This window comes from Sulfitobacter sp., from assembly GCF_036960155.1.
GTDB lineage: Bacteria > Pseudomonadota > Alphaproteobacteria > Rhodobacterales > Rhodobacteraceae > Sulfitobacter.
The window spans coordinates 82,153-101,545 of sequence record NZ_JBALWB010000001.1; the positions used below are offsets into that span (position 1 = coordinate 82,153).

Here is a 19,393-nt window from a genome sequence, read left to right on the forward strand (position 1 = left end):
CCCGCTGCAAAACAAGAATGGGAGGGGCAATTACGCGCCATGCGTGAATGCACCTAAAGATGTCTATTTTTTGTGCAACTTGCTAGAAAAAAAACATAGCCCATTGATAAAATGAACAAATCAATGGGCCACAAAATCGGTCTGTTAAACTTCTTTGTCCAATTCAAACGCATCATGAAGTGCCTGCACCGCAAGCTCCATGTATTTACGATCAATCAGAACACTGATTTTAATCTCTGAAGTTGTGATAACTTTGATGTTAACGCCTTCATCAGAAAGCACTTTAAACATCTTAGCGGCCACGCCTGTGTGACTGCGCATGCCAATACCAACAACGGATACTTTGGCAACGCCCTCATCTGCGATCAGTTCTTGATAGTTGATCACACCGTCATCGGCGGCTTTTTGCATAGCGGCCTGCGCGCGCGTGACCTGATCAACGGGGCAAGACCACGTCATATCGGTGCGGCCTTCTTCGGCGATATTCTGCACAATCATATCAACGTTGACGCCGCCATCGCTGAGCGCGCCAAAGATGCGTGCCGCAATGCCGGGACGGTCAGCGACCGATACCAGCGTCATCTTGGCTTCATCGCGGCTGAATGCGACGCCCGCTACTACATTGCTCTCCATTATTTCCTCCTCATCGCAGACGAGCGTACCAGCATCGTCGCTTTGTTCCTCAAAACTAGACAACACGCGCAGCTTAACCTTGTAGCGCATTGCCAATTCAACTGAGCGGGTCTGCAGTACTTTTGCACCAAGTGACGCAAGCTCTAGCATTTCCTCAAACGAGATCTTGTCCAGCTTACGCGCCTTGGACTCAACGCGCGGATCAGTGGTGTAAACACCATCAACATCTGTATAAATGTCGCAGCGTTCAGCATCAAAAGAAGCTGCAAACGCAACCGCAGTTGTGTCAGAACCACCGCGCCCCAGCGTTGTGATCCGTCCCTCAGGGCTTACACCCTGAAAACCAGCAACCACAGCTACCTTCATACCATCAGCGAATTTTGCCATGATATTTTCGGGTGGAATGGCCTCGATACGCGCCGCTGAGTGGGCAGATGTTGTTTGCACTGGGACTTGCCAGCCCTGCCAGCTGCGCGCTGGCACATCCATCTGTTGCAACGTCAGCGCCATAAGGCCTGCCGTCACGTTTTCTCCGCTGGACACAATCGCATCATATTCGCGCGCGTCATGAAGGGGGGATGTCTCATTAACCCACCCCACCAGCTCGTTTGTTTTGCCCGACATTGCAGAGACGATGACAATCACGTCATAGCCTTTGGCCACCTCAACACCGACGCGTTTTGCGGCGCGGCGAATACGGTCCAATGTGGCCACGGATGTGCCACCGAATTTCATTACCAATACAGGCATAAGACCCTCGTCATCTTCACTCCGCGCTGCATCTACGCCAGCACGCGCGCAGGCGCAAGATCAGTAGGGGTGCGGCCGCCCGTCCCATGTCTCAAAACAGCCCGTCTTTTCAAGACATAATTCCTGAAAACGCGCCGTGAGGCCCGAAACGGCCTCATCCACCGTGATTTCCGCTGTTGCACCCCCCATGTCGGTCTGCACCCAACCAGGATGATAAATACCCACAGCGATGCCTTCACTTTTAAGGTCCGCCGCCAAATTCCGACCTAGGTTCAGCGCCGCCGCCTTTGAAGCACGATAAATGTAGCTGCCCCCCGGCGCGCGCTCGGACGAGCCCATCTGCGAGGAAATAATAGCAATGCGCGGATTCTGCGCACGCCGTAAATGAGGGAGCAGCGCCTGAACGCTTAGAAAAACGCCAGTCACATTGGTGGCAAAGCTCTGGGCCCACAAATCAGCACCATATCCAGTTTCGATATCGTCGGCCTTATCCAGATAGACACCCGCGTTACAAATCAATAGCTCGACTGGTGTTTGCCCCAACTTCTCAGCCATCTCGGAATGGCCGCTTGGGTGCGTAACATCCAACGTGATGTCTGCGGTGACCGAACGGCCCGTCCCCATCACATCAACGCCTTGCGCGCGGTAATGTTCAGCCAGCTTTGCGCCAATGCCACGGCTAGCGCCTGTAATAACAACCGTCATGTCGGGTTCCTTGTCAGGTTATTGTAATTTCTGTTTTGGTTTAAAAGGGAGCGGCATCACAGGAACCCCATCCTCAATGAGCGCGCGCGTTTCTGCCGCACTTGCCTCACCATAGATAGCCCCTTCAGGTGAGGTACCTTCGTGCATCTCACGTGCCTTTTCGGCAAATTCACCACCGACATAAGTCGCATTCTCTTCGACGTCGCGGCGCATCTTTGCAAGCGCTTCGACTTTTGGGTCGACAATTACTGCGCGATCTTTGTCAGCGCCAACGCGCGGTGTCATAAGGGTTTTCTCTACCTGAGTAGCTCCGCATACAGCACAGCTTAGGTGTCCAGATTTGGCCAAGGAATCAAACGCTGACGCCGATTGGAACCAGCTTTCAAATTCGTGGCCCTCCTCACATTTCAACGCGTAGCGGATCATTCACCCATTCCTAAACATAATTCCGATGCACTACGATGTGCCATGCGCCCTAGTGCGGTCAAGCAAGGGACGCCCTTTTTGGGGGAGAAAAGCCAATAATCAGCTTACCCAGCTCCTTGTGTTGTACCATTTTTGCCGCCTTTTTGCGCGACACCCATTTGCGGCGACGGTCCCGCACTTCGGGATATTTTTTCTTAAGTCGCTTCACCTTAACGGGATAGAGCATCGCAAGACAGGGCAATATGTCCTCTCCTTCACGCAGACGCGCATAAGAATAGACACCAACACAGGCATCACTTGCCCCGCCGACAACACCTGCTTCTTCCCATGCTTCAATCAATGCACATTGCGCAGGGGTTTTCCCGTCCATTGGCCACCCTTTAGGGACGATCCAACGCTTCGTGCGCCGTGAGGTCACAAGTAGGATTTGAATTTTCCCTGCCTTACGTCGCCAGCACAGCGCGCCAAATTGCGTGCGCGCACTGCCCTTTGCGCCTCCATGGAGTGAAATAGGCAATTGATTAACCATCTTGCGGAAACCCCGCCCTAAGCCACGTAATAGTGATCTCCTAACGTGAATATTCTGTCATGACCAGCCACTCAGCCCCCCTTGCGGCGCTGCGTGGCTTGTCAGATAGTCTGGGCCATATGCGTCACCTAATTACTCAGATATTTATTACACTATTCCTTGCCCTGCCCCTGCAGGCGCAACCTGTGACTGTGTTCGCAGCAGCGTCCTTGCGCGAGGCCCTGAACGAGATTGCTATGCAATATCCAGATGATGTTACTTTGTCCTTTGCAGGATCCGGAACGTTAGCCCGGCAAGTCGCCGCAGGTGCACCTGCTGATGCCGTTGTTCTGGCTCACCGTGATTGGGCAATGTGGCTGGATGCCCGTGGGCTTATCCTTCCTCACACCACACAAGAAGTTGCAGGGGGCCAATTGGTTCTGATCGGCGCACCTGATGCTGTCCCAATCCCAAACACCGACACAGCCACGTTAATGAGTGCCCTCAATGGCGGGCGTCTAGCGATGGGGCAACGCGATGGCGTACCCGCAGGAACATATGCGCGCGAATGGTTGCAACATATTGACGCGTGGGATGTCCTATCATCGCAGTTGGCTGAAACTGACAATGTCCGCGCGGCCCTTGCCCTTGTGGCCCAGCGCGCCGCTCCTTTGGGTCTGGTCTATGCCTCTGATGCCATGGCCGAGCCACGCGTCCGCATTTTACATTCAATCGCAGCGGATGCCCACGCACCCATCCGCTACCCTGCTGCTGCGATTACAGAAACGGGACGCGATTTTCTTGAACACCTGAGCACGCCGCAAGCGATCGCCATTTTCACCAAACACGGGTTTGCCCCATGAGTTTGGACGCCGTCGCATGGGATGCATTGCGGCTATCCCTTTTGGTGGCCGTATGGGCCACAATAATCGCAGTGCCTCTCGCGCTTTGGGTCGCATGGGTCTTGGCGCGCCGCGAATTTTGGGGAAAGTCGCTGCTCAATGCGGTGGTGCACCTGCCGCTTGTGCTGCCACCCGTTGTTACGGGGTATATCCTGCTCACTCTATTCTCGCCCGTTGCACCCGCTGGTGCTGCGCTCAGCGCTATTGGATTAACCCTTGCATTCAAATGGACTGGTGCCGTGTTGGCCGCCATTGTCATGGGGTTTCCCCTGATGGTGCGCGCGATACGGCTGGCCATTGAGGCCGTTGATCCCAAACTGGAAGAGGCCGCCGCAACCTTGGGTGCGTCCCGCACTGCTGTGTTTGCCCGTGTGACCCTGCCATTGATTGCACCCGGAGTATTAGCGGGCGCGGTAATGGGGTTTGCAAAAGCCATGGGAGAATTCGGCGCGACAATCACCTTTGTTGCGAACATCCCAGGCCAAACACAAACTCTACCCATCGCGATCTGGACTGCCTTGCAGATCCCTGGTGGTGAAGGTCGCGCCGCCGCCATGGCACTGCTGTCTTGTGCGGTCGCCCTTGGTGCGGTGTTCCTCTCCGAGGCACTGGCGCGGCGCGTCGCAACCCGCATCGGGGGCACGCGATGAAACTAATACTCAAACACAGCTTTAGTGGTTTCACGCTAGATTTATCGCTGGAAGCCGGCGCTGGCATAACTGCGCTATTTGGCCGCTCAGGCGCTGGAAAAAGCACAATCATCAGCGCAGTCGCGGGCCTCTTGCAACCTGATGAGGGTTTTCTAGAGGTCGATGGCATCACTCTCATGGACACAAAGCGCGGCATCCACACAGCTCCGCACAAACGCCGTTTTGGCACAGTTTTTCAGGACGCACGCCTTTTCCCGCACCTCAACGTGGCCCAGAACCTTGATTTCGGAACACGCTACGCGCCGCAGGCTGCAAACGTGCCGCGCGGTGATGTGATCGACCTGCTTGGCTTATCGCCCTTGCTGGAACGTGCCCCAAACACCCTCTCTGGCGGTGAAAAACAACGCGTAGCCCTTGGCCGCGCCTTACTGAGCGCACCGCGCATGTTGCTGATGGATGAACCCCTTGCCAGCCTAGATGGCGCGCGCAAGCAAGAAATTCTCCCCTATCTTGAGCACCTGCGCGACGGCCCTCTTGGCTTGCCAATCCTTTATGTCAGCCACGCAGTGGATGAGATCACCCGCCTTGCCGACACGCTGGTGTTGCTAAAGAACGGGCGCATCGCCGCACAGGGGCCGCTGCGCGACGTTATGGCCGACCCTGCCGCTGTGCCGCTATTGGGCGTACGCGAAGCGGGAGCTGTCATCGAGGCCACCGTCATAAGCCACGCTGATGATGGCCTGTCCCAACTGGAAATAAGTGCAGGCACTTTAGACTTGCCCGGCGTACAAGCGCCCGTTGGCACACGGGTCCGCCTGCGCGTCATGGCCCAAGACGTGATGCTATCGCGCGAACGCCCCAGCGGTATTAGCGCATTGAATGTCCTGCCTGTCACTGTCCAAAACATCCGGCAAGGCGACGGACCTGGTGCCGCGATTGCACTAACCGCGGGAGATGATACGCTGCTTGCGCGCGTCACTAGCCGTGCGGTTACGGCGTTAGACCTCCGTGAAGGCGCGCAAATCTATGCGATCCTAAAAGCAACCACTGTCGCCCCCTCCAGCATCGGGCGCTGACCTGAGAGAGGCCAACACATGTGTTCAAGCACTGGAACTGCCACAGCAACCGTGCAGATTAAAAACGAACGTGCCAGAGTTACCGAGTGGCGGTTTGCCAATCGCGGAGATAATACAGGTTGGCATCGTCACGATTACGACTACGTTGTGGTCCCGCTATTTGATGGCACGTTAGAGATCGACCTAGGGAACGGCGAACGCGTCACCGCCCAGATGCAAAATGGTATCCCTTATTACCGCGAGTTTGGGACAGAGCATGATGTGATCAATGCAAATGATTTTGAATGCGCCTTTGTCGAGATCGAGCTGTTAGAGCCTAAACCCTCTTAAGCAACAGTCAGCAGTCGCATCTTGTCGGCGAGGCGCATGTTCAGCTGTTCAGAATCGATATCCGCATCGATTGCCAGCTTACGCAGGCTAAAATGGACATGGGCCATTTCCTGATAATAGTTGGTGTAGGCGTAATTTGTCGCCGCCCCTGCCACGGCCCCCAAAACTGGCACCGTCTGCGCCGCCAGTTTTTGGCCCATCACCACAGCCAATCGCGGTGCAACCTTGTGAATAACCGCTTGCACGGCCTTACCCGACAACGCCATGCGCGTTGTCAAAAACGCAAGGTCAGACCCATCATCCTGCGCCAGTGGCCCAGCAGCGGAAAACACCTGCACACAATCAAAACGCACAGATTCCGATTTGGGATCAAATCCGTGTTCAACTGCGACGCCCTCGATCACGCGCAACAGCAGCGTGGTTGTCACAGGCAGCTCTGCTAGGGCCGTCGGCAATCCACCCGCGCCGCCCACAGCACCCATCGCCGCTGACACTGCTGAATTGAGCCATGAAGCCTGATCAGGCACCGCGTCTCTGCTTTTGCTGGCCGCAGACATCGCATGATCCAACGCGCGCACGGTTGCGGCTTCTAATTGTTTTCTGACACTTGCTGGCAGGCGTTCCAGCAGGTTTTCAGCCTGACCACCAATAAGGTTCAAAACATTGATCCCAACACCGCTGGCCGCTTTATATCGCCGCGCAATAGTTTCCAACTCGGCGTCTACATCAATGGCTACGGGCAGGTTTTGTTCGATCATCGGAGGCTCCTTTGACCTTAATGTGGGGAATCAAAGCCGATAATTCAACGCGCGCGGGTGACTTCGCCCATAATACCCACCCAAGCATCTGGTGTGAGGGCGCGGCCCAATACGCGTTCAGGATTAGTAGGAGGTGGCATGATAACGCCATCTAGCCGCACAAACCCGTAGCGCCCGTAATAAGGCGCATCGCCGACCAGCATCACACGGTCCCAACCCTGCGGCCCGGCCCGATCAAGCGATTCTTCAATGAGCAATGCACCAAGACCCTCGCCCTGACGCGTGGGGTGCACGGCAACTGGACCCAAAAGCAAGGTAGCATGTCCCCCAACCTCAACCGGCCAAAACCGGATGGCCCCCGCCAAAATATCCAGATCATCCCGCGCAACAAGGCTTAGCCCAGCAACGGGGGAAACATTCTCGCGCAAGCGGTAGGATGACAACGCAGTACGCCCCGGCGCAAAGCAGGTGTCATACAGTGCTTCGACCTCCCAAAGGTCATCTGCTGTTTCGGCGGCAATATCGTACACAGGTGCGTGGCTCCGGCAGCTTTCTACTGGTCAGCGCCCTATCACGACGCTAGCTCTGGTTTCAATCACAACAAGGAAGACAATCCATGTTCTATCGCCCCGCAAACGGCCACGGCCTGCCCCATAACCCGTTCAATGCCATTGTTACGCCCCGCCCCATCGGATGGATTTCCACCCGCGACGCGCAGGGACGCGATAACATAGCGCCTTATTCCTTCTTTAACGGGGTCGCCTATGTTCCGCCGCAGGTCATGTTTGCCTCAACCGGTGTCAAAGACGATGTGGACGGCACCAAGGACAGCATGGCCAATATCCGCGAAACGGGTGAGTTCTGCGTCAACGTTGTTGAATACGCAGCCGCAGATGCGATGAATAAATCATCTGCCACCCTGCCCCACGGAACGGATGAGTTCGCCCATGCCGGGATCGAAAAGGCCGAATGCGAAGCAATCGCTTGCGCGCGTGTGAGCAATGCACCTGCGGCCCTTGAGTGCCGCATGACGCAGATTGTCCAGATTGAGGGTGCCTCCAATTTTGTGTGCTTTGGCGAAGTCATTGGCGTTCACCTCCGCGATGACTGTGTCGTCGAAGGCCGGTTCGACGTGACCCGTTATGTCCCGCTCAGCCGTCTTGGATATCGCGACTACACCGCCGTGCGTGAAGTGTTTGAGATCATCAGACCTGACGACTAACTGCACTCCATAGCAACTCTGAGTCCGCAGGCCGCATCAAGACTGGGCTGCCCATGAATTTTGGTTGTACTTTCAACGGTAAAGAACGCAGCCTGGACATGTTCCCACCACTGGCCAGACTGCGCCGCTCCGGGTGCATTTCAGTTTTGCAATTTTAACTTATAGGAACAGCAATTCATGGGAACCTCTCACCATACCGGAAAGTTCAAACAACGCTTTGAACAAGCTAGGCGTTTTGTTGCGCCACTTCTCCAGCAAACCGGGCGTCCATTGAACAAAATGCGCGCATTGGAAGTTGGCTGTGGTGAAGGCCCGAAAACCTGTGCGCTTGCGCCGATGTTTAAAGAATATGTAGGCATTGACCTTGATGCCGATGGCTTGGCCATGGGCGTGGCAAACGCTGAAGCGCTGAACATCACAAACGCAGATCTGCGCCTGCAGGAGGCCGAAGATCTACCAGACATTCTGGCAAACGAGCAATTTGACGTCATATTTCTTTACGCCGTTCTAGAACACCTGACCATCAGCGAGCGGCTCGAAACACTTCGACTGTGTTGGGAGGCGCTCCCTCCTGAGGGACTTTTGTATATTGGCGAGACGCCCAATCGAATTGCTCCGATTGATTATCATTCTTCGCGCCTGCCTTACCTAAACTTGCTGCCGCCAGAACTGGCGCAACACTTCATTGATCGCTCAAGTCATGAAAGTTGGCGCAACCGCGTACGCTCTGAAGAAACAATCGAGCTAGGGCTGTACCGAAATGGTCAACATGTAGGCTTTGAAGAATTCGATTTATCTATTGCACCACCTGAAGAATTAGGCGCCCATCTGATTGCGGACAACTGGTCAGAACCGATGATGAACCTTTATCCATTGCGTTGGTTTGAACCCCGCAATCTGAATGACTTTGAAGTCCTGTGCCAGTCTGGGTTTCACACCCAACCGCTACCTTCAATGTTCGCGCGTTACTGGATCGAAGGTATTTTGGCGAAAACAGCGCCAAAGAAGCCATTGCCAACCATCAGATTTTTGACCCCAACAATGGTCCGCGCAAAAGACAAGCAAGCAAAGCGCATTGTGCCTGACCGTTTAGGAGTGCCTATCCAGAGGCTGCGCAACGGTGAGGCAATAGATTGTCACATCGACGCGCAAGCGACAGAAGTGATGCTAGGAATCTCTGAGGGCAGCCAAGGGAAAATGAAACTGATATTAGATGGCGCGCCCTTTGGAACATTCACAACGGACGAGCTTCGCGCAGCCAACGAAGGTCTTTGGACGCTCCAATCGTGGAAGCGCATTCCTCTTCCTACAGGCGCAAAAACCAAATTTCTGCGTAAGCCAACAGGTCCAAAGCCCAAAACGCTGCGTATTATAGCAGACTGCAAAGATTGGATCGGTATCTGCCCGCCTTTTGTACGCTAGGGTTCAAAAGACGGGCGAATTGCAGTTAGGGGTGCACCAATCGAACTGGATCAGTGGCCTCCCAGAATACCCGTACGTACCTGATAATCGACTGCGATCTGATAATCCGGATCATCATCGCTGTCGATCATCAGGTGGCCTGCTTTGGTCAACAGAGCATGGCAATCACGGGTTAGATGGCGCAGCTCGATGCGCTTGCCTGCGCTTTCATATTTGCCTGCAATCGCTTCGATTGCTTGCAACGCAGATTGATCCACCACGCGGCTGTCGTTGAAATCGACAATTACAGCAGCAGGATCATTGGCTACGTCAAACAGCTCTGAGAACCCCTCAGCGGAGCCAAAGAACAACGGCCCTTGGATCTGGTACACTTTGGCACCTTCTGGCGTGAGATAGTTGGTCGCGTGGATGCGGCGCGCGTTGTTCCATGCATAGGCCAGCGCGCTGACGATCACACCAACCACTACGGCCACGGCAAGGTCTTCGTATACGGTCACTACCGTTACCAGCAGGATCACAAACGCATCCGTAAGTGGCACTTTGCGCAGGATGGTCAGGCTGTTCCATGCGAACGTCCCAATCACCACCATGAACATCACACCAACCAATGCAGCCAGCGGGATCAGCTCGATCAGCGGCGCCGCGACAACGATAAACAGCAGCAGGCAGATCGCAGCAGCGATACCCGCAACCCGCGTCCGGCCGCCTGATTTCACGTTAATCATCGACTGACCGATCATCGCACAACCGCCCATACCACCAAAGAAACCAGTCACAGTATTTGAAACACCCTGAGCGATACATTCTTGGCTGGCACCACCACGTGTGTTGGTCATGTCGCCCACAAGGTTCAGCGTCAGTAAGCTTTCGATCAGGCCAATCGCCGCAAGGATCACAGCAAACGGCGCAATGATGTAAAGTGTTTCGAGGTTAAACGGCGCAAGAGCCGTACCATAAAGCCCCTCACCCGTGCCAAACGGGTTGTGGAAGGTTGGAAAACCGCCCTGAATGGAAGCCAAATCACCAACGCGCGGTACGTCCATTCCCGTAAATATAACAACAGCTGCAACAATACCGATACCAGCAAGCGGCGCTGGGATCAGTTTGGTAATGCGTGGCATAACCCAAATAATCGCCATCGTTGCGCCAACCAGCACCAGCATCAGGATCATTGGTAAACCTGACAACCATTCACCGCCCGACATGCCGTGACCTGTATCGACCATCGAACCGGGGACTTTGAATTGGCCCATTTGCGCGAGGAAAATCACAATCGCGAGGCCGTTCACAAAACCCAACATAACTGGATGCGGGACCAAGCGGATGAATTTCCCCCACTGCATGACGCCAGCAAATATCTGCAAAAGCCCCATTAGAACAACGGTTGCGAACAAGTATTCAACGCCGTGCTGTGCGACCAAAGCAACCATGACAACCGCCAAAGCGCCCGTCGCACCCGAGATCATACCAGGGCGGCCACCAATCAACGCAGTAATCAACCCCACCATAAACGCCGCATAAAGACCCACCAACGGGTGAACCCCTGCAACGAATGCAAATGCAACCGCTTCAGGAACCAGTGCCAAAGCAACTGTCAAACCGGACAGCAATTCGATCCGCATCCGCGAAACCGAGAAACCGTCCTCGCCCATCCAGCGCAAATCGGTCACGTCTTTGGGCGTCAGGTTTTGAGTAAAACTACGAAATGTCGAGCGCACGGCGGTGTCTCCTACGGAGTGAATTTGGGAAAATCGTTTGCCCAGCACCTAGACCATGCAAGCAAAGAAGAAAAGCGCCCCGCCCGTCCCAGTGCGTATGGCGCATAGTATTATGGGATTCGTGCCGCACATTACTCTGATCGTGGGGCGCAATAATGCGCCCCTGCCCCCAGCAAACATGTGATTAAATGTGCGGTTGCATTACACGGTGAGCCGCGCCACCATTATGTGCAAACGGACCAAAGGACATTTCATGACATCGACAAAAATCGCAGTGATCGGCGGCTCAGGTATCTATGACATTGACGGGCTTGAGGGCGCGCAATGGACAACGGTGGACACGCCGTGGGGCGCGCCCTCGGATGCGATCCTGACGGGCACATTAAACGGTGTCGATATGGCGTTTCTGCCCCGTCACGGGCGCGGGCATGTCCACTCGCCCAGCACAGTTCCCTACCGCGCCAACATTGACGCATTAAAACGGTTGGGCTGCACCGATGTGATCTCGGTCTCGGCGTGTGGTTCCTTCCGCGAGGAAATGGCGCCAGGTGATTTTGTCATTGTAGATCAATTTATTGACCGCACATTTGCACGTGAAAAGTCGTTCTTTGGCACGGGCTGTGTGGCCCATGTCAGCGTAGCGCATCCCACCTGCGCGCGCCTGTCTGACGCCTGCGAAGAAGCTGCCAGAACAACAGGCGTCAACGTGCACCGCGGCGGCACATATCTGGCGATGGAAGGCCCCCAATTCTCAACACTGGCCGAAAGCAAGATGTACCGCGAAAGTTGGGGCGCGGATGTGATCGGGATGACCAACATGCCCGAGGCCAAGCTCGCCCGGGAAGCAGAGCTGTGTTATGCATCCATCGCGATGATCACGGATTACGACAGCTGGCATCCTGACCACGGCGAGGTTGATGTGACTGAAATCATTAAAACATTGCAGGGCAACGCCGCAAATGCACGCAACCTGGTGGCGCAGTTACCAACCCTGCTGGGTGCCAGCCGCGCGCCCTGCCCACATGGCTGTGACCGCGCGTTGGAGTACGCAATCATGACCCAACCCGAGGCCCGCGACCCCGACATGCTGGCCAAACTGGACGCGGTTGCCGGACGGGTCCTCTGAACGCGGTGCGTCTTGCCCTTGCTTTAACCGCGTGCGCAGCATTTCCTGCGCACGCGCAAGACTATGTTAAAAGCGAAGGCCCATTGAATGATAACGATTTTTATCGCCTTGTCGCTTGTGCGGCCCCCGTCGGCGGGCCATGCGCAAAACCGTTTTACAAGTGGCCAAAAATGGCTCTCACCGTAGGTATAGTTCAACGAGACGCCCCGTTTTTGGGTGGAAAGATCAAACGCGCAGACGCCGCAGTTGTGCGCGCAGTGCAACACCTTAACGCTGTGAACATGGGGATAACCCTAAGGCACAGCACGGATAATCCCGACATCGCAATCTATCTACTGGATACCGCCAGAGGTGAAAAAATCACAGCCAAACAAGCCAACCCGCTTAATGGGTTCACACTGGCAAATGCCATCACGGCTTTGGATATTGACGGTGGGCTGATCAACGGGGCTTCAATTGGGTTGTCACGCACGATGAGCATCCGGCAATACGAATCTGTGATGCTAGAAGAAATCACCCAAGCATTGGGTTTGATCACTGATATCTCAAATCCATATTATCGCAGCCGATCTATCCTGTCCCAGAACGCGGACAACAGCTTGAAAGTTTTAGGCACTCAGGACAAGATTGCATTGATCCGCCACTATCCCCCTAACTGAAAGCACCCCATGCCCTTTGATCTTTGGCTTACGTTTGTCGCCGCCTCTATGGCGCTGCTTCTTATTCCTGGCCCAACTGTTTTATTGGTGCTCAGCTACGCCCTCTCTAAGGGGCGATCTGTTGCGGTTGCCTCTGCGGCAGGAGTTGCTTTGGGTGATCTGATCGCCATGACGGCATCGCTGGCCGGGCTTGGCGCACTGGTACTTGCCTCTGCAACATTGTTTGTCGCGCTCAAATGGGTTGGTGCGGCATACCTGATCTATCTTGGCTTCAAGCTGATCCGCTCTGCCCCCACCAGCGGATTAGAAATGCCGGAAGCTGAAAACATCACTGCTTCGCGTGTCTTTGGGCATACAACTGCTGTTACAGCACTTAACCCTAAAAGCATCGCGTTCTTCATCGCGTTTGTGCCTCAGTTCATCCGCGCAGACGCAGCCTTGCTACCGCAGTTTGCAATCCTCATCGCTACCTTTGTTACTCTTGCCGCTGCCAACTCACTGGCGTATGCGCTGGCCGCAGACCGCCTTCGCAGCATCATCGCGCGGCCCAACGTTATTACTTGGATCACACGTGCAGGCGGAGGCGCCCTTATTACCATGGGCATTTTGACCGCCACATTGCGCAGGAGCACATCATGAAATCGGTTCAAGATTACATCCGTACCATCCCCGACTTTCCCCACAAAGGGATCATGTTTCGCGATGTGACAACCTTATTCGCCGACCCACGTGGGTTTCGCATGGCGATTGACCAGATGTTGCATCCCTATGCGGGCATGCGCATCGATAAGGTTGTCGGGCTAGAGGCACGCGGATTTATCATGGGCGGCGCGATTGCCCACCAGCTCAGCGTTGGCTTTGTTCCGATCCGCAAAAAGGGCAAACTACCCGGCAAGACGTTGCAGCAGGACTATAAGCTTGAGTACGGCGAAGCGACGATGGAAATCCACGATGATGCGGTGCGTGCTGGCGAAAAAGTACTGGTTATCGATGATCTGCTGGCCACGGGTGGCACCGCAGAAGCGGGCATCAAGTTGCTGGAACGTCTGGGCGCCGAGATCGTCTCGACCAGTTTCATCATCGATCTGCCCGAATTGGGTGGCCGCAAGCGTTTGGAAGCGATGGGTCATGACGTTCAGGTCTTGTGTGAATTTGACGGTCACTAGGCCATAGTCAAAATCTGAACCGAAAGCTTAGATCAAGCTTTCGGATCAGACCTATCTAAGAACTGCACCAGGGTTCATGATGCCCTGCGGATCAAGCCCCGCTTTGATCGCGCGCATCGCAGTCAATTTGGTCGGATCAGAGTATTTCTCAAGGTCGCCGACCTTGAGCCGCCCTACCCCATGCTCAGCCGAGATTGACCCACCCAGCGCATGCACCAGATCGTGCACGCACGTCTTGATCACATCGCGCTGGTTTTCGTGATCAGCGCGGCTGCGGCCCACTTGGGCAAAGACGTTATAGTGTAAGTTGCCATCGCCCACGTGACCAAAGCAATTGATCCTAAAATCACCCATTTTAGCCAACCGCGCACCCGCTTGGATGATGAACTCAGGAATTGCCCCCAGCGGCACAGAAATGTCGTGGCTGGAAATTGAGCCAATGTGTTTGTTTGCTGCGGGGATGCTTTCGCGGATGGTCCAGAAGCTTTCAGCTTGGGCAGAAGACTGTGCAATCAACCCATCCGGCACAAAACCTGCCTCAGAGGCATCAACAAACAAGGTTTCCAATGCTGTTTGAGGGTCCATATCCGCGGCTAAACCCAATTCGATCAGCACGCACCATTCGGGCGGCGTATCAAAGGGCTGGCGTACTTCGGGCATTGTTTCACTCAAGAATTCAAATCCCTGACGGTGGATCAATTCAAACGCACTGACCATCTCACCAAACAGGCCCCGCGCCATGCTCAGCAATTTGAGGGCGGCGGCGGGGCTTTCGACAACCAACATCGCCGTACCCGTCATCGCTGGGCGCGCGAACAATTTGAGAGCCGCAGCAGTGATCACTCCCAATGTGCCCTCTGCTCCGATCAGCAAATGACGCAGATCATAGCCCGTGTTGTTTTTGCGCAGCCTTGTCAGCCCATGCCAAATTTCACCGTTGGGCATCACCGCCTCTAGGCCAAGACAAAGATCACGCGCATTGCCATACCGCAGCACACCTGTGCCGCCTGCATTTGTGGCAAGGTTCCCACCGATGCGCGCACTGCCTTGTGCGGCAAGCGATAGCGGGAATAGACGATCCTGTGCTTGGGCTGCGTTTTGCACATCCGCCAAAATGGCCCCTGCTTCGGCCACCAGAACATTTTCATCAGGATGAATGGAACGAATAGCTGTCATGCGTTCAAGTGACAGGATCAATGGAGGTGGGCCATCTGGCATCACCTGCCCGCCAACAAGTCCCGTACCGCCACCGTAGGGTATCACTCCAACGCGGGACAGGCCTGCAAGGCGGATCAGGGTTGCGACCTCTTGCACATTGCGCGGCTTGGCTAATACGCCGCCCTGCCCCACATAGCGCCCGCGGGGTTCTTCGAGGTAGCCCGCAGATAATGTTTCCAACGTCCCATCAGGCAGCGCGGCACGCAGGGTTTCAGCAAAGGCATCATCGGCGGGGTTCAGATCATGTGTCATGCTCTTTGATCTAACGCGATCGCACCGGATGCAAGAGCAAGTAGCCCAATAGTTCAGTCAATTTCGGTAACGCTCGCTCCCAACTCGACACCAAGCTGTGATCTCGCTGTATTGAAGACCTACCGCTCACGCACCTCCGTGATCGATTGTTTCACTCCCAACATCTCAAAACACTATATTTACAAGCACCAAACCGCATTTCAATGCCCGTACCTCTCACACTCCGTCACAGCCAATTCATTTGAACTGAGCGGCCCCCAACACCAGTTTGGAGGTACAAAGTAAAACAACGCCCTAAAAAGGAACACAACATGAAACCGATTATCGCAGTCTTCTCCGCCCTTGCATTGTCCGCTGGTCTGGCTCTCACAGGTTCCGCTGCCACAGCAGGTGGCAACAAAATCACCTACAAGCAGAACGGTGTTACATGGAGCACTTCCAACAATATCAGCGTATTTGCATCCCGCACCCGTGATCGCTCCTTTAGCGAACACCGCCATGGTGGTCACTTTGGCTCACCAACACACGGCGCCTATGGCCGCGAGGGCGTCTACAACAAACCTGTTTATGATGCGCTGAACAAAAACAATCGTCGCAGCAAAAAGCATGTAAACGTGGGCCGTAACTAAGTAAGATATTTACGTGGTGGTCGTCTTCCCCCGACGATCACCGCGTAATGCGGCATACAGCACATGCGTACGCCAGCGCCCGTCAATCTGCAGATAGCTCTGCGCGACGCCCTCATACTTAAAACTCGAACGCTCTAGCAATCCGCGTGACGCGGTGTTTTCCGGCAGACATGCCGCTTCGATGCGGCTGAGTTCAAGATGGGTGAAGGCGTAGTGCACAACCGTTTCGATCGCTTCGCGCATGTAACCTCGGCGGGTAAATGCCTCTCCGGTCCAGTACCCCAACGTGCCTGCTAATGCAGGGCCACGGCGAATGTTGTCTAGGGTGATAGCCCCCAGCAGTGCTTGGTCTTTGCGGCGCACAAGAAACAGCGGCATCGCAGTGCCTGCATTGATCGAACGGTTGGCCCAATAGACCCGGTTCGAGAACGCCTTGCGAGTCAGATGATCTGCCGACCACGCTGGCTCCCACGGAGACAGAAATTCACGGCTGGCACTGCGCAATGCAGCCCATGACCGGAAATCCTGCTGCACCGGAGCGCGCAGCGTCATGCGCTCCGTTTCAAGCTTCAACTTGCGCCGCATCAGTAGCATCAAGCAGCGCGCCTTGCCTCAAGCGCTTCAAGAGTAGGCGCGTTTTCTACAGGACCATACAGCGCTAATGCCGCAGGTGCCGTGCCTGCCATTCGTTCAGCAAAGTCACGCACATCGCCAGTGGTTACAGCATCAATCTGGGCAATGGTTTCTTCCAATGCTGGGATACGATCCCAAATCTGGATCAACCGCGCCAACCGCTCTGCGCGGTTGGACGGACTTTCCAGCCCCATAAGCAAACCTGCCTTCATTTGCGCACGTGCACGTGCCACCTCGGCAGGCGACATGTCAGAGGCTGCGCGCTTCATCTCGTCGATGGTGATGCCTGCCAGCTCTGGCAACTGCTCACCTGAGGTGCCTGCATAGACGGTCATCATGCCCGTATCCGCATAGGCCCCTGCCTGAGCAAAAATCGTATAGCACAGTCCACGGTTTTCACGGACCTCTTGGAACAGGCGGCTCGACATGCCGCCCCCAAGGGCAGATGCGTAAATTTGCGCGACATAGATATCGTCAGCGCGGTAGCCGGGGCTTTCAAAGCCAAGTGCAAAATGCGCCTGCTCTAATGATTTATTCTGACGGTGCTCACCACCAGAAAACACAGCCGGAAGCGCAAGGCTGGCTGGCTTGGGCTTCATATCACCAAACAGCTTTTCAGCCATCGCAACCAAAGCATCATGATCGACAGCGCCAGCAGCGGATAAGATCATCTGTTCGGGGCCATAATGCTGATCGATGAACCCATTCAAGTCGTTACGGCTAAAGTTCGATACACGCTCGGCAGGGCCCAGAATGGTGCGGCCCATGGGCTGGTCGGAATAGGCCTGTTCCTGCAACCAGTCAAAGATCACATCGTCAGGTGTATCCAGCGCTTGGCCAATCTCTTGCAAAATCACGCCACGTTCAACTTCGATCTCGGCCTCGTCCATGACTGGATTGCGCAGGATGTCTGCGATCACCTCAAGGCCAAGTGGCACATCGTTTTCCAGCACACGCACATAATAGGCGGTCACCTCACGCGAGGTGTAGGCGTTGATATATCCGCCCACATCCTCGATCGCTTCTGCAATCTGCAGCGCGGTACGTGTCTTGGTGCCCTTAAAGGCCATGTGTTCCAGAAAATGAGCGATGCCATTTTGCTCAGGTGTCTCATGGCGGCCACCTGCGCCAACCCATACCCCGATAGAAGCCGAGGCAAGCCCCGGCATGTTTTCGGTCACGATGCGAAAGCCATTGGCGAGGCGGTGCGTTTGCAATGTCACTGAGAAATCAGTCCTTTGATTTGAGACTTAAGCGCTTCAAGATCGTTTGGCACACGGGTCAAACGCTCAGAGCGGTCATAAAGGTCGGCCATACGCGCTGGCAAGGGGGGGCGAATACCTGTCGCTGCCTCAACCGCATCGGGGAACTTGGCTGGATGCGCTGTGGCGAGGGTCACCATCGGTGTGGAGGCAACACGCATTTCATTTGCGACCTTCACACCAATAGCCGAGTGGGGACATAGCAGTTCGCCGCTACGTTCCAGCATGTCTGCAATGGTCTGCGTTGTTTCTGTCTCAGAGGCGCGACCAGATGTGTAGTGCTCAGACAAGGTCTGTGCAGCGCCTTGAGAGACGTCAAACCCACCCTGCCCCAGTTCGGTCATCAGCTGAGCCACGGCACTTCCATCGCGGTCATAAGCGTCAAACAACGCCCGCTCGAAATTCGAGCTGACCTGAATGTCCATCGACGGGCTAATGGAGGGATGCACAGTGTCTTTGTGATAGCCCTGTCCGGACAGGCAGCGGTGTAGGATGTCATTCTGATTTGTCGCCACAATGAGTTGATCAATAGGCAGGCCCATGCGTTTGGCGATGTAGCCCGCGAAGATGTCGCCAAAGTTGCCAGTGGGTACAGTGAAGCTGATCTTGCGATCCGGCGCGCCCAAGGACACAGCCGATGAAAAGTAATACACAACTTGCGCCAACACGCGGCCCCAGTTGATCGAATTCACACCTGCCAGCTTTACGTCGTCACGAAATTCAAAATCGTTAAACATGTCTTTCAGGCGCGCTTGGCAATCGTCGAAATCACCATCTACCGCAAGTGCGTGCACGTTGCTCTCGCTGGGAGTGGTCATCTGGCGGCGCTGCACTTCGGACACGCGACCATGCGGATAGAGGATAACAACATCCACGTTATCCAAACCGCGAAACGCCTCAATCGCAGCAGACCCGGTATCACCCGAGGTCGCGCCCACAATTGTCACACGTTCATTCTTACGCCCCAGCGCAAGCTGGAACATTTGACCAATCAGCTGCATGGCAAAATCTTTAAATGCCAACGTGGGCCCGTGGAATAACTCCAACAGGAAGTGGTTCGGCGCGAGTTCTTTTAACGGCGCACGCGAGTCGTGACCAAAGCCTGCGTAAGCTTTTGCGATCAGATCGCGGAACTCGGCATCGGTAAACGTATCGCCAATGAACGGGCGCATAACGGTAAAGGCGATTTCCTCATAGGTCTGCCCACCCATGGCTTTGATATCCGCGTGGCTCAGCTGCGGAATGTTTTCTGGGACATACAGGCCGCCATCGCGGGCTAGTCCGGTCAGCATTGCTTCTTCAAAGGTCAATGTTGGGGCGGTGCCTCGGGTCGAAATATAGCGCATGG

The 19,393-nt window shown here is 55.0% G+C and carries 22 protein-coding genes; 11 read left to right on the forward strand and 11 right to left on the reverse strand.

Going from position 1 to position 19,393, the window contains the following annotated elements:
* Positions 1-144: 144 nt before the first annotated feature.
* Genes V7775_RS00250 through V7775_RS00265 form a run of 4 tightly spaced genes read right to left on the reverse strand, consistent with a single transcriptional unit; the run spans position 145 to position 3,043 of the window.
* On the reverse strand, positions 145-1,383 hold the full coding sequence (locus V7775_RS00250) for an aspartate kinase (RefSeq protein ID WP_335749848.1): 1,239 nt from the start codon (positions 1,381-1,383) through the stop codon (positions 145-147).
* A 60-nt stretch (positions 1,384-1,443) separates the two neighbouring features.
* Complete coding sequence (locus V7775_RS00255) at positions 1,444-2,088, reverse strand: SDR family NAD(P)-dependent oxidoreductase (protein WP_335749849.1); 645 nt, start codon at positions 2,086-2,088, stop codon at positions 1,444-1,446.
* Positions 2,089-2,106: 18 nt separating this feature from the next.
* Positions 2,107-2,514, reverse strand: coding sequence for a DUF1178 family protein (locus V7775_RS00260; RefSeq protein WP_335749850.1), 408 nt, complete (start codon positions 2,512-2,514; stop codon positions 2,107-2,109).
* A gap of 58 nt (positions 2,515-2,572) precedes the next feature.
* The gene (locus V7775_RS00265; protein WP_335749851.1) at positions 2,573-3,043 is read right to left on the reverse strand and encodes an NUDIX hydrolase; all 471 of its coding nucleotides are present in this window, start codon (positions 3,041-3,043) and stop codon (positions 2,573-2,575) included.
* Between the two features lie 59 nt (positions 3,044-3,102).
* On the opposite strand from V7775_RS00265, the gene modA reads away from it, so the two are divergent.
* From modA to V7775_RS00285, 4 genes are read left to right on the forward strand one after another with little or no spacing between them, the layout of a single operon-like run.
* Positions 3,103-3,885, forward strand: a complete 783-nt coding sequence (modA, locus tag V7775_RS00270; RefSeq protein WP_335749852.1) for a molybdate ABC transporter substrate-binding protein — start codon at positions 3,103-3,105, stop codon at positions 3,883-3,885.
* On the forward strand, positions 3,882-4,574 hold the full coding sequence (gene modB, locus V7775_RS00275; protein ID WP_335749853.1) for a molybdate ABC transporter permease subunit: 693 nt from the start codon (positions 3,882-3,884) through the stop codon (positions 4,572-4,574). Before modA ends, modB begins: the two co-directional genes overlap by 4 nt.
* Positions 4,571-5,650 carry a molybdenum ABC transporter ATP-binding protein gene (gene modC / locus V7775_RS00280; RefSeq protein ID WP_335749854.1) on the forward strand — a complete coding sequence of 360 codons (1,080 nt, stop codon included), beginning with the start codon at positions 4,571-4,573 and terminating at the stop codon, positions 5,648-5,650. The genes modB and modC overlap by 4 nt, the downstream gene beginning before the upstream one ends.
* 18 nt (positions 5,651-5,668) lie before the next feature.
* Entirely contained in the window at positions 5,669-5,980 is a 312-nt protein-coding gene (locus V7775_RS00285; protein ID WP_335749855.1) for a cupin domain-containing protein, read from the forward strand.
* Here the strand turns inward: V7775_RS00285 and V7775_RS00290 are convergent.
* On the reverse strand, positions 5,977-6,738 hold the full coding sequence (locus tag V7775_RS00290) for an EcsC family protein (protein WP_335749856.1): 762 nt from the start codon (positions 6,736-6,738) through the stop codon (positions 5,977-5,979). The genes V7775_RS00285 and V7775_RS00290 overlap by 4 nt on opposite strands.
* Before the next feature lie 44 nt (positions 6,739-6,782).
* Positions 6,783-7,268: a GNAT family N-acetyltransferase gene (locus V7775_RS00295; RefSeq protein ID WP_335749857.1), complete on the reverse strand. Its 486-nt coding sequence runs from the start codon at positions 7,266-7,268 to the stop codon at positions 6,783-6,785.
* 86 nt (positions 7,269-7,354) lie between these two features.
* Between V7775_RS00295 and V7775_RS00300 the strand changes: the two genes are divergently transcribed.
* Positions 7,355-7,960: a flavin reductase family protein gene (locus tag V7775_RS00300; protein ID WP_335749858.1), complete on the forward strand. Its 606-nt coding sequence runs from the start codon at positions 7,355-7,357 to the stop codon at positions 7,958-7,960.
* A gap of 177 nt (positions 7,961-8,137) precedes the next feature.
* Entirely contained in the window at positions 8,138-9,382 is a 1,245-nt protein-coding gene (locus V7775_RS00305) for a class I SAM-dependent methyltransferase (RefSeq protein WP_335749859.1), read from the forward strand.
* 50 nt (positions 9,383-9,432) lie between these two features.
* Here the strand turns inward: V7775_RS00305 and V7775_RS00310 are convergent, their stop codons facing one another.
* Positions 9,433-11,034 (reverse strand): SulP family inorganic anion transporter, encoded by a 1,602-nt coding sequence (locus V7775_RS00310; RefSeq protein ID WP_335751035.1) that lies wholly within the window; start codon positions 11,032-11,034, stop codon positions 9,433-9,435.
* 319 nt (positions 11,035-11,353) lie between these two features.
* Between V7775_RS00310 and V7775_RS00315 the strand changes: the two genes are divergently transcribed.
* The 4 genes from V7775_RS00315 (at position 11,354) to V7775_RS00330 (ending at position 14,051) form a co-directional block, all read left to right on the forward strand.
* Positions 11,354-12,226, forward strand: a complete 873-nt coding sequence (locus V7775_RS00315; protein ID WP_335749860.1) for an S-methyl-5'-thioadenosine phosphorylase — start codon at positions 11,354-11,356, stop codon at positions 12,224-12,226.
* Positions 12,227-12,396: 170 nt separating this feature from the next.
* Positions 12,397-12,885, forward strand: a complete 489-nt coding sequence (locus tag V7775_RS00320; RefSeq protein ID WP_335749861.1) for a hypothetical protein — start codon at positions 12,397-12,399, stop codon at positions 12,883-12,885.
* Positions 12,886-12,894: 9 nt separating this feature from the next.
* On the forward strand, positions 12,895-13,524 hold the full coding sequence (locus V7775_RS00325) for a LysE family translocator (RefSeq protein ID WP_335749862.1): 630 nt from the start codon (positions 12,895-12,897) through the stop codon (positions 13,522-13,524).
* Positions 13,521-14,051: an adenine phosphoribosyltransferase gene (locus V7775_RS00330; RefSeq protein ID WP_335749863.1), complete on the forward strand. Its 531-nt coding sequence runs from the start codon at positions 13,521-13,523 to the stop codon at positions 14,049-14,051. The genes V7775_RS00325 and V7775_RS00330 overlap by 4 nt, the downstream gene beginning before the upstream one ends.
* Positions 14,052-14,102: 51 nt before the next feature.
* Here V7775_RS00330 and V7775_RS00335 read toward each other — a convergent pair whose 3' ends face one another.
* Positions 14,103-15,521: an FAD-binding oxidoreductase gene (locus tag V7775_RS00335; protein ID WP_335749864.1), complete on the reverse strand. Its 1,419-nt coding sequence runs from the start codon at positions 15,519-15,521 to the stop codon at positions 14,103-14,105.
* A 311-nt stretch (positions 15,522-15,832) separates the two neighbouring features.
* Between V7775_RS00335 and V7775_RS00340 the strand changes: the two genes are divergently transcribed.
* The gene (locus V7775_RS00340; protein ID WP_335749865.1) at positions 15,833-16,150 is read left to right on the forward strand and encodes a hypothetical protein; all 318 of its coding nucleotides are present in this window, start codon (positions 15,833-15,835) and stop codon (positions 16,148-16,150) included.
* Between the two features lie 9 nt (positions 16,151-16,159).
* Here the strand turns inward: V7775_RS00340 and V7775_RS00345 are convergent, their stop codons facing one another.
* The 3 genes from V7775_RS00345 to thrC are packed head-to-tail and all read right to left on the reverse strand — an operon-like array spanning position 16,160 to position 19,391.
* A complete protein-coding gene (locus tag V7775_RS00345; protein WP_335749866.1) occupies positions 16,160-16,744 on the reverse strand; it encodes a GNAT family N-acetyltransferase in 585 nt (194 codons plus the stop codon).
* Positions 16,744-18,006 (reverse strand): M16 family metallopeptidase, encoded by a 1,263-nt coding sequence (locus V7775_RS00350; RefSeq protein ID WP_335749867.1) that lies wholly within the window; start codon positions 18,004-18,006, stop codon positions 16,744-16,746. Before V7775_RS00350 ends, V7775_RS00345 begins: the two co-directional genes overlap by 1 nt.
* Positions 18,003-19,391: a threonine synthase gene (gene thrC / locus V7775_RS00355; protein WP_335749868.1), complete on the reverse strand. Its 1,389-nt coding sequence runs from the start codon at positions 19,389-19,391 to the stop codon at positions 18,003-18,005. Before thrC ends, V7775_RS00350 begins: the two co-directional genes overlap by 4 nt.
* Positions 19,392-19,393 lie beyond the last annotated feature (2 nt).

Coding starts and splice junctions, on each gene's coding strand:
- V7775_RS00290 (WP_335749856.1), bottom strand. CDS start 6,738: ATGATCGAACAAAACCTGCCCGTAGCCATTGATGTAGACGCCGAGTTG.
- V7775_RS00315 (WP_335749860.1), top strand. CDS start 11,354: ATGACATCGACAAAAATCGCAGTGATCGGCGGCTCAGGTATCTATGAC.
- V7775_RS00325 (WP_335749862.1), top strand. CDS start 12,895: ATGCCCTTTGATCTTTGGCTTACGTTTGTCGCCGCCTCTATGGCGCTG.
- V7775_RS00255 (WP_335749849.1), bottom strand. CDS start 2,088: ATGACGGTTGTTATTACAGGCGCTAGCCGTGGCATTGGCGCAAAGCTG.
- V7775_RS00335 (WP_335749864.1), bottom strand. CDS start 15,521: ATGACACATGATCTGAACCCCGCCGATGATGCCTTTGCTGAAACCCTG.
- modA (WP_335749852.1), top strand. CDS start 3,103: ATGACCAGCCACTCAGCCCCCCTTGCGGCGCTGCGTGGCTTGTCAGAT.
- V7775_RS00265 (WP_335749851.1), bottom strand. CDS start 3,043: ATGGTTAATCAATTGCCTATTTCACTCCATGGAGGCGCAAAGGGCAGT.
- modC (WP_335749854.1), top strand. CDS start 4,571: ATGAAACTAATACTCAAACACAGCTTTAGTGGTTTCACGCTAGATTTA.
- V7775_RS00300 (WP_335749858.1), top strand. CDS start 7,355: ATGTTCTATCGCCCCGCAAACGGCCACGGCCTGCCCCATAACCCGTTC.
- V7775_RS00250 (WP_335749848.1), bottom strand. CDS start 1,383: ATGCCTGTATTGGTAATGAAATTCGGTGGCACATCCGTGGCCACATTG.
- thrC (WP_335749868.1), bottom strand. CDS start 19,391: ATGCGCTATATTTCGACCCGAGGCACCGCCCCAACATTGACCTTTGAA.
- modB (WP_335749853.1), top strand. CDS start 3,882: ATGAGTTTGGACGCCGTCGCATGGGATGCATTGCGGCTATCCCTTTTG.
- V7775_RS00305 (WP_335749859.1), top strand. CDS start 8,138: ATGGGAACCTCTCACCATACCGGAAAGTTCAAACAACGCTTTGAACAA.
- V7775_RS00320 (WP_335749861.1), top strand. CDS start 12,397: ATGGCTCTCACCGTAGGTATAGTTCAACGAGACGCCCCGTTTTTGGGT.
- V7775_RS00310 (WP_335751035.1), bottom strand. CDS start 11,034: ATGGGCGAGGACGGTTTCTCGGTTTCGCGGATGCGGATCGAATTGCTG.
- V7775_RS00260 (WP_335749850.1), bottom strand. CDS start 2,514: ATGATCCGCTACGCGTTGAAATGTGAGGAGGGCCACGAATTTGAAAGC.
- V7775_RS00340 (WP_335749865.1), top strand. CDS start 15,833: ATGAAACCGATTATCGCAGTCTTCTCCGCCCTTGCATTGTCCGCTGGT.
- V7775_RS00285 (WP_335749855.1), top strand. CDS start 5,669: ATGTGTTCAAGCACTGGAACTGCCACAGCAACCGTGCAGATTAAAAAC.
- V7775_RS00345 (WP_335749866.1), bottom strand. CDS start 16,744: ATGCTACTGATGCGGCGCAAGTTGAAGCTTGAAACGGAGCGCATGACG.
- V7775_RS00330 (WP_335749863.1), top strand. CDS start 13,521: ATGAAATCGGTTCAAGATTACATCCGTACCATCCCCGACTTTCCCCAC.